Source organism: Bacteroidota bacterium (genome assembly GCA_016721765.1).
Classification (GTDB): Bacteria; Bacteroidota; Bacteroidia; order UBA4408; family UBA4408; genus UBA4408.
Genome location: JADKHO010000004.1, coordinates 112,799 through 128,240, shown reverse-complemented (window position 1 = coordinate 128,240; position 15,442 = coordinate 112,799). Strand labels below are relative to the sequence as shown.

At 37.7% G+C, this 15,442-nt stretch carries 9 protein-coding genes and 1 tRNA gene; 2 read left to right on the top strand and 8 right to left on the bottom strand.

Annotation, left to right across the window (positions count from 1 at the left end; translation table 11 throughout):
* Positions 1-158: 158 nt before the first annotated feature.
* From IPP32_14665 to IPP32_14650, 4 genes are read right to left on the bottom strand one after another with little or no spacing between them, the layout of a single operon-like run.
* Positions 159-830 (bottom strand): lycopene cyclase domain-containing protein, encoded by a 672-nt coding sequence (locus tag IPP32_14665; protein MBL0049325.1) that lies wholly within the window; start codon positions 828-830, stop codon positions 159-161.
* Between the two features lie 16 nt (positions 831-846).
* Complete coding sequence (locus IPP32_14660) at positions 847-1,311, bottom strand: sterol desaturase family protein (GenBank protein MBL0049324.1); 465 nt, start codon at positions 1,309-1,311, stop codon at positions 847-849.
* A 10-nt stretch (positions 1,312-1,321) separates the two neighbouring features.
* Positions 1,322-1,972: a carotenoid biosynthesis protein gene (locus tag IPP32_14655; GenBank protein ID MBL0049323.1), complete on the bottom strand. Its 651-nt coding sequence runs from the start codon at positions 1,970-1,972 to the stop codon at positions 1,322-1,324.
* Positions 1,969-3,312, bottom strand: coding sequence for an FAD-dependent monooxygenase (locus IPP32_14650; protein ID MBL0049322.1), 1,344 nt, complete (start codon positions 3,310-3,312; stop codon positions 1,969-1,971). The genes IPP32_14655 and IPP32_14650 overlap by 4 nt, the downstream gene beginning before the upstream one ends.
* Before the next feature lie 291 nt (positions 3,313-3,603).
* Between IPP32_14650 and IPP32_14645 the strand changes: the two genes are divergently transcribed.
* Positions 3,604-11,187: a T9SS type A sorting domain-containing protein gene (locus IPP32_14645; protein ID MBL0049321.1), complete on the top strand. Its 7,584-nt coding sequence runs from the start codon at positions 3,604-3,606 to the stop codon at positions 11,185-11,187.
* Between the two features lie 1,098 nt (positions 11,188-12,285).
* Here IPP32_14645 and IPP32_14640 read toward each other — a convergent pair.
* Positions 12,286-13,500, bottom strand: coding sequence for a bifunctional 3,4-dihydroxy-2-butanone-4-phosphate synthase/GTP cyclohydrolase II (locus IPP32_14640; GenBank protein ID MBL0049320.1), 1,215 nt, complete (start codon positions 13,498-13,500; stop codon positions 12,286-12,288).
* A 140-nt stretch (positions 13,501-13,640) separates the two neighbouring features.
* Between IPP32_14640 and IPP32_14635 the strand changes: the two genes are divergently transcribed.
* Positions 13,641-13,714, top strand: a tRNA-Arg gene (locus IPP32_14635).
* Here the strand turns inward: IPP32_14635 and IPP32_14630 are convergent.
* The 3 genes from IPP32_14630 to IPP32_14620 are packed head-to-tail and all read right to left on the bottom strand — an operon-like array spanning position 13,680 to position 15,405.
* The gene (locus IPP32_14630; protein ID MBL0049319.1) at positions 13,680-14,396 is read right to left on the bottom strand and encodes a recombinase zinc beta ribbon domain-containing protein; all 717 of its coding nucleotides are present in this window, start codon (positions 14,394-14,396) and stop codon (positions 13,680-13,682) included. The two genes, IPP32_14635 and IPP32_14630, sit on opposite strands and share 35 nt — an antisense overlap.
* Positions 14,387-15,235, bottom strand: coding sequence for a recombinase family protein (locus IPP32_14625; GenBank protein ID MBL0049318.1), 849 nt, complete (start codon positions 15,233-15,235; stop codon positions 14,387-14,389). The genes IPP32_14630 and IPP32_14625 overlap by 10 nt, the downstream gene beginning before the upstream one ends.
* The gene (locus IPP32_14620) at positions 15,232-15,405 is read right to left on the bottom strand and encodes a hypothetical protein (GenBank protein MBL0049317.1); all 174 of its coding nucleotides are present in this window, start codon (positions 15,403-15,405) and stop codon (positions 15,232-15,234) included. Before IPP32_14620 ends, IPP32_14625 begins: the two co-directional genes overlap by 4 nt.
* Between the last annotated feature and the right edge of the window lie 37 nt (positions 15,406-15,442).

The window sequence follows — 15,442 nt, the reverse complement described above, 5'->3', positions numbered from 1 at the left end:
CCTCTACAGTAAGGGTTGTTTTTTCGGTTTCTATCACCGTGCAAAGGTAGGGAATAATAACACTTTTTTTCGCTTAAAGAATTGAAATAAATTTAGCGACAAATTGGCTAAGGACCTAAGGAAATTAGCCTTATGCATAAAGTGAAAAGCTATTCGCTTTAATATTTCTTTTTCAGAAATTCATAGGCTGTAATATTCATCAATAAAAGCAACAGGCAATAGAAGCTGTCTTCCAAAGGAATTGTACCAATTCGGATTCCCGAATTAAAAGCATCGTTATAAATAACAATTGGGAGTGAAGTGAGGTAGCCATTCATAATAAGAAATGGAATCAAGCAAATAAAAAAGGTAGCATAAAATCTACCTAAGTAGGGAGCTTTCAAATAGCGTTTATGCAAGATTAACATCATCACCAATAAAAGACATTGAAAAAGGGTGTAAATTTTTTGATTAAAATAGAGTCCGAAAGCGATAAAGAAAATTAAAAAGATAAGATTAAGGGCTAAGGAGTAGGGTTTTAGGAAATCTGTTTTGAAGTAGGCAATCAACACTTCATACACAAAAATACAACTGAAAGGTACCACTAAAAAAAACAGCACTTCTTCGATAGGCAGATTTACAAGTGTAATGCCTATTAAGTATTGAGGGTTGAAACTCCATACTTTTAAATGGGTAAATGCCATATCCCACAGCACAAAAAAAGTTCCGACTAAAAGAATAGCAGGGAATAAGTATTTCCACTTTTTGTAGAACGCTACTTTTTTATCAAAACTCAGAACAAAAGGAAAAAGAATGACCAGAATATCGAGGTAAAGGTAGATGGGGGTCAATCTCGGAATTGTTTAATTATAACAATGAGCTGGTTTTTTTCTCCCAGTATTTTTTTGGGACAATCACAAAACCAAAAGATTCAGCACCCTCTTTTGCTAATTTTTTATGGTGAATCTTATGCGCTCTTCTTATGGCACGAACGTAAGGATTATTCCAGTTACGTAATATTTTAACGCGTTGGTGAACAATTACATCGTGCACTAAAAAATAAGCAACACCATAAATGGCGATGCCGATACCGATGTAAAACATTAAATCGTTATCGTGCGCTACACCTAGGTACCATAGCAGTGCGGAAGGAATTGCAAACATGAAAGCAAACCAATCGTTTTTTTCTAAAAAGCTATCGTGAGGTTCGTGGTGGTCGCGGTGTAAAAACCACATGAATCCGTGCATCACATATTTGTGTGTAAACCACGCCACAAATTCCATGAAGAAAAAAGTTATTGTAACAATTAAAATATTGAGCAAAATATTCATGAAGAAAAAGCTATTGAATTAGAATCCGATGCAAATTTAAAACAATAAAAAATAATAATTGAATTAGATACAGAAAATATGCAAGCGGATTATGTTTATCAAACTTAAAGTTACAAAAAAGCAGGTTAAAAAAGAAAGAGAACACAAACCAGGCAAAAAAGTTCTGCAAAGGGATAGAATCATTTTGCCAATACCAGAAATCAGCTTTTGCAGCATAGAGTTCAATAAAAAAATCGAACAGCACCATAAGGCTGGCACCAATTAAGGCTTTTGTAAAGATTGGTTTTGCCCAACGTTGCGCAATCATACCGCTGCAATAGCTCAGTACTACCCAGTTTAAGCCAATAATGGGTGGTGTTCCTTTTATTTTAAAGCCTAAGGCTTCACCATAATGATAGGAACCAAATAGTTTTCCGGTTTCAACACCTAAAAGTTCAATCGCAAATCCTGCTGAAAAAACAAAAAGGAAAAAACGGTAAAAATCTTTGTTTTTATCTTCATGAAAATAAAACAAAAATGCGGCTGCCATTATTAAGTTAATTGGTGTGAGTGTGGCAAATAGGGTAGGAGCCACCACCATTCCTACCACGCCAACTAAATAAATGATGGTGAGAAAAAGTTTTGAATAGTAAGGTAAATTTGCTTTTGAAAATGGAATCATAAATGACTTAAAATTAAGGCTTCCACTTCGCTGCTATCCCACTTGCTTTCGATTTGCGGCAATGCCATTACCTTGTCCATAATTTCTTGTTGCCGCTTACCGTTGCGTAATGCTTCAGAATAGCGAATTTCGGGGCTAAACGTAACCATTGAATACGCCGGTATCCACTTTTCAGGATATTTTTGACTGAATTTCACTTCGATTTTCTTTTGTAATAAAAACTTGGCTTGTCCAACCAAATCGCGCATTTCCACAAAATTTCCAATGGCCAAATCCGCAATGGCATCCGAATCGGGTTTACGGCTTTTTTCAAATTCTTTTAGAACGGTAGCCCAATCTTCGTTGTGGGTATCTAATAATTGATTTAGCACCGTACAGTCTTCGAATCCGCAATTCATGCCTTGTCCAAAGAAGGGAACTATGGCATGCGCTGCATCGCCAATTAAGGCAAATTTATCATCCACTGTCCATGGAAAACATTTTACAGTAACCAAAGAAGCTGTAGGATTGTTCATGTAATCTTCCACCAAAGTGGGCATTAAAGGAACTGCATCGCTAAAGTATTTTTGGAAGAATGGCAATACATCCTCTTTTGTTTTAATAGCCCCAAAGGATTGTTCACCTTCAAAAGGAAAAAACAAGGTACACGTAAAACTGCCATCAAAATTTGGTAATGCAATCATCATGAATTTGCCTCTTGGCCAAATGTGCAAAGCATTTTTTTCGAGTTGAAAACTGCCGTCCTTTGCTGCGGGAATAGTTAATTCTTTGTAACCACAATCGATGTAATATTGATTGTAATTAAAACGGTCGGTGCTCAATTGCATGGATAAACGACCGGCTGAGAAAGCACCATCGCTACTAATGGTAATATCAGATTGAATCGCCGTTTGAAGTTTAGTTTCGTTGTGTTCAAAAACCGCCTGACTTGTTTTTAGATCCACTTTTTCGCAGCGTTGGTTAAAATGCAGGCTAACATTTTTTTCGGCTTCTGCTAAATCCATTAGTTTGCAGTTAATACCACCTCGAGAAACGGAATAAATTGCCTGTTGTTCTTTACCATAAGCTTGATATCCGGATGTGCCATCCAAATTGTGAATAAATCTACCATACATGGGGATAGCAATTTTTCGAATTTCATCACCAATGCCAACTAAATCGAGCGCTTTCCAACCCCGGTCGCTTAAGGCGAGATTAATTGATTTGCCTGCACTTATTGCTTCTTTGCGCATGTCTGATCGACGCTCGTAAACTGCGACTTTATGTCCTCTGCGAGATAAAAAAATGGATAGGAGCGAACCCACCAAACCCGAACCGATGAGTGTTATATTTTTTTTCATGTTAATAATTTTTTTAACGCTTTTAGAAGGCGCAAATGTAAAGGATTTTAGCTATTTTAAAATTGTTAGTAAATCAGGCAACCTTTTTTATTCTTCTTGCGTTTAAACCATGAACAGAAAATTTTATTTAATGAACTTAATGTCGCAAAAATTAAATTTTATCGATTAAAATTAGATTTATAACGGCAAAATTTAACATCTGCGTAAGCTGAAATTTCGTACCTTTGTAACCTTGTATATCAATCAATTATGTTAAAATTAACCCTAAGATTAATTACTTCATTTAAAAAAATGACAAAAACCCAAGATTACCACCAAAAACAAACACCTATTCGAATCATTAAAATTGCCTTTTTCTTTCTTTTTGCGTTCGCAATAGAGTCACAAGCCGGATTTAAATATTCGCAAGCAAGATTCTTTCAGAATACCGGAACAGTAAACCTAGGCTCCACAAATCAACAAATTCTTTGGGGGCAAATTGATGGAACAACCACCACCTTTGTGGGTGGATGGGGAATTAGTTCCCTATCTTTTACCATGGCCAATTCGGATAATGCGAATGTGCTAAAAGCAAAAATATGGTACAATACGGTTAATGATTTTGCAACAGCCACCCTTAAAGACAGTATTTCAAATCCAAGTGGAACTATTGCATTTAATATAGCGGATGTTGATAGTTTGGAATTGGTATCCGTTTATTTTTTCCTTACTTACGATATTGCAGCCACAGGTTGTAATGGAAATGTATTAGATGCCACCATCCCAAGTGGCGGAATTACGGTGATTGGAAACGTTGCCGGATTGAAATCACCGATTAGTGGAAGTAATCCAAGTGGAAACCGAACTATTTCAACAACAGCTATAGTACCTTCGGTTAGCATTCTTCCGAGCAGCAATTTGGTGATACCCGGAACCAATGTTACTTTAACACCAACACCGGTGAATGGTGGAGCAAATCCTATTTATACTTGGTATGTAAATGGTATTAATACTGCAACCACTTCAGGTGATTTTGTGCTAAATTCCATTACCACTGCGACTACTGTGTATTGTGTGATGACATCCAATTTAGCTTGTGTGTCGCCTTTAACAGCAACATCTTCAACAAAGACCATAAATGTGCAAGGTTATAAATACAGTGCAAGTACTTTTTATCAGGTAACCGGAACAGTTGCTTTAGGCGCAAAAAATCAACAAATTATATATGCAAAATTTGATGGAGCAAGCACTACCACTGCCGGTGGGTGGGGAGTAAGTTCGCTTGCATTTGGTATGAATAATACCAATGATGCTACTGTTACAAAGGCAAAATTGTGGTACAATACTGTAAACGATTTTGCGACAGCTACACTTAAGGATAGTATTTCAAATCCGAGTGGTACCATTGTTTTTTCGATTCCGGGAGTGAGTAATTTAGAACTTACTTCGGTATATTTCTTTTTAACGTATGATATTGCAGAATCTGGATGTAATAACAATGTGTTAGATGCTACAGTGCCGGCCTCATCCATAACCATAACCGGAAATATTGCCGGAATAAAAACGGCAACTTCACTTAGCTTAAGCGGTAATAGAACCATTGCGACAGCGTCATTTGCACCGGCTATTAATGTTGCCACTAGCAGTAGTTCAGTGCCTTCGGGCGGTTCAGTAACTTTAACGCCTACACCCACCAATGGCGGTAGTAATCCTACTTATGCTTGGTATGTAAACGGTGTGTTAACAGCAACAAATTCGGGGGCATATACTATTACAAATATAACCGCCACAACAACTGCGTATTGCATTATGACATCCAACTTGCCTTGTGTTTCGCCTGTAACAGTAACATCGGCAACCAAGACCATTTCGGTAGGCGGATATAAGTATGGAGCAAGCACCTTTTATCAAGTAAGTGGGAATGTATTGTGGGGCGCAAAAAATCAACAAATCCTTTATGGTAAGTTTGATGGAGCTGTTTCAACTGCTTCGGGCGGATGGGGAGTTAGTTCATTGAGTTTTGTTACCGTGAATACCGATAATGCTAATGTTACTAAAGCTAAACTTTGGTATAATACTGTAAATGATTTTTCGACCGCAATTTTAAAAGATAGTATTTCAAATCCGAGTGGAACTATTACGTTTAATGTGCCGGGAGTAAGTAACTTGGATATGACTTCCGTTTATTTTTTCCTTACCTATGATGTTGCAACATTAGCTACTTGCGGTAATACGCTTGATGCTTCTTTACCACCAAGCGCCATTAATGTAATTGGAAATATTGCAGGATTAAAATCCGTAACAAGCGGCGCAAATCCAAGTGGAAATCGTGTTATTTCTACAGCCGTATTAACACCATCTGTAACTGTTGTAACGAGCAGCAGCAGTGTAATATCTGGTGGCTCTGCTACTATAACCCCAACACCGGTGAATGGCGGTTCGGCGCCATCTTATGTCTGGTATGTGAACGGCTCACTTTTTACTACTAATTCAGGCGCTTTGACGCTTACAAATATTACCTCGACAACAACGGTTTATTGTATAATGACATCCAATTTATTGTGTGTTTCGCCAACAACTGCAACATCGGTTACAAAAACAATTAGTGTTCAAGGCTATAAATATTCAGCAAGTACATTTTATCAAGTGCTTGGTACTGTTGCACCGGGATCTAAGCACAACCAAATTTTATATGGCAAATTTGATGCTGCCACCAGCAATAATTCAGGAGGCTGGGGAGTAAGTGCCTTAAAATTTAACATGACTAGTTTTAACAATGCCAATATTGCTAAGGCGAAGCTTTGGTTCAATACTGTTAACGATTTTTCTACGGCCACTTTAAAAGATAGTGTTTCTAACCCTACCGGTGTTATCACATTTAATATTGGAGGAGTAAGCAATTTGGGGGCCGGATCGGTTTATTTCTTTTTAACTTATGATATGGCTTTTTCGGGTGTTTGTAGTGGTAACATTATAGATGCCTCAGTTGCAAGCAATGGAATTACTATTGTTGGTAATATTGCCGGTCAGAAATCAGTTACCTCCGGATCTAATCCTACAGGATATTTAACTGTTTCAACCGTAAGTACCCCAGCTTCAGTAAGTATTGCTGCGAGTGCTAATTCGGTGGTTTCGGGAGGTTCGGTAACGTTCACACCATCACCGGTTAACGGCGGTAGCAATCCAACTTATAACTGGTATGTAAACAATGTACTTACAACTACCAACAATGGCGCATTTACCTTAACTAACATTACAGTTCAAAGCAATGTGTATTGCAAGATGATTTCAAACTTGGCATGTTCAAATGCACAATTGACATCTAACACAAAAAATGTTACTGTTACAATTGCCGGATATCAATATGGTTCTAGTACTTTTTATCAGGTAAGTGGAACAGTTGTTCCCGGCGCAAAAAATCAGCAAATTATGTATGGGAAATTAGATGGTGCGCCATCAGCATTTACCGGTGGTTGGGGAGTAAGCGGATTATCATTTGCAATGGCAAACAGTTCCAATACAGATGTGCTTGCAGCTAAATTGTATTATAATACGGTAAATGATTTTTCAACGGCTATTTTAAAAGATAGTATTGCCAATCCTTTTGGAACGATTAATTTTTCGATTGCCGGTATTAGTAATTTAGGATTGGGATCGGTTTATTTCTTTTTAGCTTATGATGTTGCAGCATCAGGTCCGTGTAATGGAAATATTTTGGATGCTTCAGTTCCCTTGAATGGAATTAACATTAGCGGAAATATTGCCGGACCAAAATCGGTAACTACCGATGCAAACCCTGTTGGAAGCCGCACTGTGGTGGCAAGTCCTATTGTTCCATCGGTTAGCATTACCGAAAATGTAAATAATGTAACACCTGGTAGTTCAGTTATTTTAACTCCACATCCGGTAAATGGAGGAGCAAACCCTTCTTATGCTTGGTATGTGAACGGAGTGTATACCACCAGCACCACTGGCAGTTATGAGCTAAGCAATCTTTTGCACCAAACAACCGTATATTGTATCATGACCTCTGATTTAGTTTGTGCAGTTCCACAATCAATAAGTTCGGGAATCAAAACGATAATTGTTCAGGGTTACAAATATGGCTCCAGTACTTTTTATCAGGCAAGTGGCAGCGTGGTGCCAGGCGCGGTGAATCAACAAATTATTTATGGAAAATTGGATGGTGCTGCTACTACCGCTCCCAATGGATGGGGTGTAAACCAATTGTCGTTCATAATGAGTAACAGTAATAACGCAAATGTTACTGCAGCCAAATTGTGGTACAACACCAGTAATGATTTTGCGAGTGCTACCCTTAAGGACAGTATTGCCAATCCAAGCGGAACAATTACTTTCTCAGTTGCCGGAGTTAGCAATTTAGAATTAGGGTCTGTTTATTTCTTTTTAACTTATGATATTGCGGCGGATGGTGTGTGCGACGGAAATGAATTGGATGCGGTGGTTGCAACAAACGGCATCGCCATCAATGGAAACATTGCAGGAAATTATTCTGTAACTACTGATGCCAATCCGGCCGGTAATCGTATTATTTCATCAACGGTGTTGGTGCCTTCGGTAAGTATTTCGAGTAATAAAACCACTGTAACAGCCGGTAATGCTGCTGTATTTACTGCAAGTGCTGTGAATGGCGGAAATTCACCAAGCTTTGATTGGTATGTGAATGGGATAATGATGGCAACAACATCAGGTACATTTACACTTACTAATATTACTTCAACGGTGAATGTTTATTGTGTAATGACATCAGATTTGATGTGTGTTTCGGAAGCAACTGCAACTTCAGCCATCCAAACTGTAAGCATCACCAACGCCAAGTATTTGCAAAGCAGATTTTATCAAGTTACCGGAACCTTAAATCCGGGTGCAAAAAATCAGCAAATTATGTGGGGTCAGTTTGATGGGGGGACTACCAATAATATCGGTGGATGGGGAGTTAGCCAGATTAAGTTTAACATGAACAATTCGAATAATGCAGCTGTAACTGCAGCTAAATTATATTTTAATACAGTAAATGATTTTGCAACTGCAACACTTAAGGATAGCATTGCAAATCCTGCCGGCACTATCACTTTTAATATTGGCGGTGTTAGCAATTTGGATTTAGATTCGTATTATTTTTTCTTAGCTTATGATATTTCTCCGGCTATTTGTGCAGGAAATACTTTTGATGCAAGCATTCCAACAAGTGCGATTACGGTGGTAGGAAATGTTGCTGGTTTGAAAACACCTGTAAGTGGCACAAATCCTAGTGGAAACAGGTCTTTTTCGGGAACAGCTTTAGTTCCAAGTGTTACTTTAACTACTAGCGGTACTTCTACTTGTGTGGGATATCCTGTTACGTTTACACCCAATCCGGTGAATGGAGGATCTAATCCTAGTTACCAGTGGTTTGTAAACAATGTGAGTGTAGGAACAACTACAGGAGATTTTGTTGTAAGTAACTTAACAAACCAAGCAAAGGTTTATTGTGTGATGACCTCAAATTTGCCTTGTGTATCCACACCTACAGCAACATCAGCAACTAAAACAATTACCGTATCAAGCTTTTCTGCTTCAATAACAATTACAGGACCCAATAGTGTTGTTGAAGGAACCACAGCGAATTTTTCTGCTACAGTTTTGAACGGAGGTTCGCTACCAACTTATCAATGGTTTAGAAATGGAATTGCATTACCAGGCGCAACAAAATCAACAATGTTTACAGATTTTGCGGTAAGCGGCGATAAAATTACATGTAGGGTTACCAGCAATAAATCATGCACCTCTCCAATTACTGCCACTTCCAATGAAATTGTAGTAAGTACACAATCCAAATCGCGAAGTGCGGCAATTTTGGATTTTAGCGCTCGAAATGGAGAAACTTTTCAAAACAACTTATTTAGTGCAAAACATATTATGGATGTTGCCGGTATACCGTACATTGTTTCCAGCAGCTTGGATGTGGTTCAAAATTATCCTATGATTTTATGTACTTCATGGTTAGATAGTGTTGCTTTTACAGCCTATGAAGATAGTGTTATCTCAAATTATGTGAAGCATGGTGGTGTAATTATATTACCACGTATGAAAAACAATGACATTAAATTTGTATTTGGGGTGAATGGATATTTTAGTTCCACAACACGTTACCAAATGAGTTGGAATATGGGTAGCAATGATGCTTCTTTGCGCTGGTTTGACGATACGCTGGAACAAAAAATCAGTTTAGGAAGAAATAATAATCCTTCGATTTTCGATACACGAAGTTATTCGCTTACAACAGCTACACCACTTGCTTTTTATGAAGATGGAAATGTAGCAATTACTAAAAATCATTATCACAATGGATATGCTTATGCATTGGGAATGTCGTTAAAGGATTTGGTTTTGCGTCCACAACTAAATTTAGATTACAATGCACAACGTACTTTTTCGAATGGTTTTGAACCTTCAACGGATGTATTTATATTTTGGATAAAGGCTTTATATGCGCAATATGTGCCTAATGCTGTGTGGAAGCATACCAGCCCGGGTGATACCAAAGCTACTATTATGATGACCCACGATATCGATGCTGCAACTTCTTGTTTGTTAATGCCTGCTAATGCTGATTATGAGGATTCTTTAAATATCCGAGCTACTTATTTTATTACTACGCATTACATTCACGATTTCGTGGCGGGTGATTTTTGGACCGGATATACGCCTCAACGCCAGTATTTATTGTCGAAAAATATGGAAGTTGCTAGTCACTCTGTAGGCCATTTCCCGGATATGGATATTGAATCGATTGTAGCTATTGGTGCTCCGGGAAATACGGTTACTAATTACTTGCCTCATTATAATGGAAACTTTACCGTAGGCGCTTCTGTATATGGTGAAGTAGAGGTTTCTAAAAGTTTATTGGATACAGATTTAGGTATTAGCATCGAATCGTACCGTCCAGGATATTTGTATCAGCACAACCAACAAATTAATGCCATGAAAGATTTGGGCTACAAATACAGTTCAAGTATGAGTGGTAATGATGTTTTAACTGCATTCCCTTACCTTGCGCACAAGGATATGGTATTTGAAGGCGATGTGACAGATCTTTTGGAAATACCTATGACCATTTCGGATGCACAAGTTTCGGATAAGGTTGACTCAGCCAATTATCCTAGACATGTGAGTCGTTGGTTATATTGTGTGGAAAAGAATTTAGCTAATGGAGCACCTACCAATTTATTGATTCACCCAACACGTGATTTTAAATTGTGGGCGGAACGTTTGTTTGTGAGTCAATTGCCGAATGGGCTTACTTTCCGGACCGTGAAAGAGTATGGAGAATACTGGAAAATGCGTAACAACGTAAGTTATACAACTACAATTAACGCATCAAACGTAATGACCATTGTTATTCCAAGCATGTATTTACCTTTGAGTAATGATTTTAGTATTGTGATTGATAACGGTCAAAACTTGGCTGCTATTCAGGTGAAGGATGAGAATGGTAATACTATTGAAATGGAACATGTAAATTGGTTGGATAATGGTGTATTGTTATTTGGCGAAACACCTGATGGGGATGGAGATCGTCAGTCGTTTGTATCGGGCAAGGCCGTTGTTAAGAAAAAAGCAAAAGCGGAAGTAGCGGATATTTATACACGTTGTTACCCTAATCCGTTTATTGCTGAGACGAATATTGTTTACCTACTTAAAACAAAAGCAGATGTAACACTAGAAATCTTTAATGTGTTTGGTGAAAAGGTGCAAACCTTAGTGAATACAACAGAAGCAGAAGGAATTCATCAGGTGTTATTTAATGCTAAAGGAATGGCTGCCGGGGTTTATTATTATGAATTAACGGTGGATGGAAAGCGTAAAATGGAGAAAATTGTGTTGACGGAATAGTATTCCAGTTATAGAATTAAAAAGCCGCATGGATTAAATTTCATGCGGCTTTTTTATGGGTTGGATTTTTATTCATGTAATTTGAGGGAATCCCCCATTTTATCTTTTTGGGTTTGGAGATAGGATTAATTTAATTTCAATTTAGATGGCTTTTATCATGTTGTTTTCTCACTTTTTGCTTGATCAAAAGGTAAGCAAAAAATCAAGGCTGATGAGCAATTGGCTAAAATTTAAATTAATTTTTACTCATATTGTGTTAATTTTTTAAGGTATTCGTGATTCGGCTTCGCCTTAATTGCAACGCAAACCAAGCGCTCGAGGTGGTTCAGTTTTAAGTAAAAACATATTTTCTCGCTCGAGGGCTGCTTACACGGGGCCTGCGCGTAAAAATGAATTCAAATTTCTTTACGCCAATTTCTCATAGGCCGGGCCTTTTCGGTTTTTAATGATGTTTTTTTGGGTTTCGTTTTTTTGTATCTCATTATTATTTGGGAGTTTTCATGCATGTTTTCATACTTTTTTCTTGATAAAAAAGTATGCAAAAAATCAAGGCTGATGATAAATTGGCTAAAATTTGAATTCATTTTTTTCTTCGCAACCCAAGCGCTCGAATATGATTGGGGTTAAGCAATAAATTATTTACTCGCTCGAGGGTTGCTTACACAGGCCCGCGCTTTAAAATGAATTCAAATTTCTTAACGCCAATTTCTCATAGGCCGGTCCTTTTCTTTTTTTAAGGATGTTTTTTTGGGTTTCGTTTTTTTGTATCTCATTATTATTTGCGAGTTTTCATGAATGTTTTCATACTTTTTTCTTGATAAAAAAGTATGCAAAAAATCAAGGCTGATGATAAATTGGCTAAAATTTGAATTCATTTTTTTCTTCGCAACCCAAGCGCTCGAATATGATTGGGGTTAAGCAATAAATTATTTTCTCGCTCGAGGGTTGCATGCACAGGGCCCACGCTTAAAAATGAATTCAAATTTCTTTACGCCAATTTCTCATAGGCCGGTCTTTTTTTTGATTGAAAATTCAATAATGTTGAAAAAAAAGCCGCAGGAATTAATTTTCATGCGGCTTTTTTAATGGTTTGGATTTTTATTCTCCTAGTTTGAGGGAATGTCCTAATTTGTCTTTTTTGGTTTGGAGATAGGATTTGTTGTGTTGGTTAGAGCTTATTTCCAAGGAAATATTTTCTACTATTTCTAGACCGTAACCAATAAGTCCGGCTCTCTTTTTTGGATTATTTGTCATGAGGCGAATTTTACTTACGCCTAAAAAGCGCAGGATTTGTGCGCCAACACCATAATCGCGTTCATCGCCTTTAAAGCCTAATTCGATATTTGCTTCCACCGTATCAAAACCTTCTTCTTGCAATTTATAGGCTTTAAGTTTATTTAGTAGTCCAATACCTCGGCCTTCTTGATTCATGTATACAATTACACCTTTACCTTCCTTTTCGATAAGTTGCATGGCTTTATGCAATTGTGGACCGCAATCGCATCGGCAGGAGCCAAAAATATCGCCGGTAAGGCAAGAAGAGTGAACTCGCACTAAAATGGGCTCATCCTTTTTCCAATCGCCTTTTACTAAGGCTAAATGCTCTTGTCCGGTGGTAGTTTGCTTAAACGCAATGAGGTCGAAATCACCAAATTGGGTTGGAAGTTTTACTTTAACCTCTTCTTCAATAATGCTTTCTTGTTTTAAGCGGTAGGCAATTAAATCTTCGATGGAAATTACTTTCAAATCGAACTTTTTTGCAATTTCGAAAAGCTCGGGAAGTCTTGCCATTGTTCCGTCTTCGTTCATTATTTCAACCAATGCGCCAGCGGGTTCAAATCCGGCTAACATGGCCAAATCAACAGTAGCTTCGGTGTGGCCAGCTCTGCGCAGTACCCCGCCGTTTTTGGCTTTCAAAGGGAAAATATGCCCGGGGCGCCCAAATTCAACCGGTTTGATATTGGGATTAATAAGTGCTTTAATGGTTTTAGAGCGATCGCTTGCGCTGATACCGGTGGTGCATCCGTACCCCAACAAATCGATAGAAACCGTAAAAGGAGTTTCGTGGCTAGATGTATTTCGACTTACCATCATTTCGAGTTCGAGTTCTTCGCAGCGCTTTTCAGTAAGCGGGGCGCAAATGAGTCCACGACCGTGGGTAGCCATAAAATTAACGACTTCGGGAGTTGCTTTTTCGGCGGCTACAACAAAATCGCCTTCATTTTCACGATCTTCATCATCCACCACGATTATAACTTTACCTGCTTTGAGGTCTGCCAGTGCTTCTTCGATGGTATTTAGGGTATTTGCCATGCTTTTTTGTTTGTGCAAAGTTAGTTCATTTAAAGAATAAATAAAAAGCTGTTTTTATTTGAATACTTAATTCTATATTTGCACCCGCAAAATTGGAAACAACTAAATCTCGATTTAGTTTGTTTTTAATTTAAAAAGATGGTTCTGTAGCTTAATTGGATAGAGCACCTGACTACGGATCAGGAGGTTGGGGGTTCGACTCCCTTCAGGACCACTCTAAGGGAAAGGTTGTTAGAAAACAAACCTTTCCCTTTTTTATTGTCTTTAAAATCCTTGATATTGCTGCAAAGCATGGCGACAACCCAATTCACTTTTGTTGTTCGATACTTTTGATTTTCAAAAATCAGCTTTTCAGGAAATATCGAACCAATTATACTCTGTTTTTTGGAAGTATCTCCTGAAACGTAGTATTGATGGAGGTTTACAAGTATCTCTAAGCATTGTTGAATCTTTGCTGTCTGATTTTCGCTTCCTACCCTGAGATTTGCTTCTTCTCTTGTTAAAGAATCAATCTTTTCTTCAATCTCCAATTTCATGTTCTTGTAATCAGTGGCAGAAAATTCACCATCTAACATCAACTCCTTCGCATTTTGTATTCTTACTTTCTGTTTCGCAATTTCTTTTCCTACTCTTTCCAATTCAGCCTTGCCATCGTTATTCTTTTTCTGCAATCTATCTTTTAAAACAGCTCCTTGTAATTTAATAGCAAGCTCATTCGATTTAAATTTAGAAAGTATGTTTTCAAATTCGTGATTAGCAATTTCAGCTACCTGCCTTTCTTTGCAGCCTTTGGAGCAATGGTAGTAGAAAAATTTATCTCCTTTGCGCCCGGTAGATGCTGAGCCAGTTAGCCTCTTTCCGCATTGTGGACATAAAAGAAAACCTCTTAATGGCAACTCATCTCTTTGTGTTCTAAACTTATTGGGGATATTCTTTTTCGCCTAGCGAGGATATCCTGAACTATATAAAATGTTTGTTCATCAATTAAGGGCTTATGTTTTCCTTGCACCCATTCTTCCTTTTCATTTTCATAGGCAGGAACTAAAACCTTCCCAATATATCCCTTATTGCGAAGCATCATCCAAAAGGAATTTCGATTTGCTTTAAAACCTTCTTTATTTAGCTTTCCACGCAACTGTTCAATGTTATATAAACCTGTAGCAAATTCGGCAAAGGCTTTCTTTACCAATTCTTCTTTTTGACCACCTTCAGGAATAATTATAGGTTTATTATTTTCATCCCTTGCGTTCTTATAGCCCTTGATACATGTACCTAGCCAACGCCCTTCTTTTTTACCTCTTCTAATGCCATGAAACACATTTAGAGCTCGGCGATCGTTATCCACTTCGGGAGCAGCAAGATAAATTGAGAGCATAATTTTACTTTCAGGGATTTTAAAATCAAGTGGCTGTTCAATAGCCCTAGGCTCAACACCAAGTTTTCTTAATTCCTTAATTTCAATAAAAGCTTCAGCAACATTGCGGGAGAACCTGTCCCATTTCAAAAAATAAATATAATCCACAAAACCCTTATTCATTTTAATGAACTTCATAATCTTAATCCACTCGGGGCGGTTGAATGTTTTAGCACTTTCATCGTCATGATAAAAGCCGACAACATCTAGGTCATTGTTTTCGCAATACCGATAGAGTTTATCTTTCTGGTCCGCTGGGCTGTAGCCATTGTTTTGCTCATCTGTCGATACCCTTGTATAGATTATTGCTCTTTTTTTCATGAGTAATTGTTTTTGAGGTTTTGTTTAGTGCTAGCTTCTCTTTGCTCCACAATCTCAATGGCATTATCAGCTGTATGGTAAAGCCAATCTCGAACAGCTGTTAACTCTTCATCGGTGATTGATATATTGTATTCTTCAATTATTTTTCTGCATTCATTTAATGAGAGCATGTTATCCAATAAACATGCTTGTCCTTTTGATTAAATC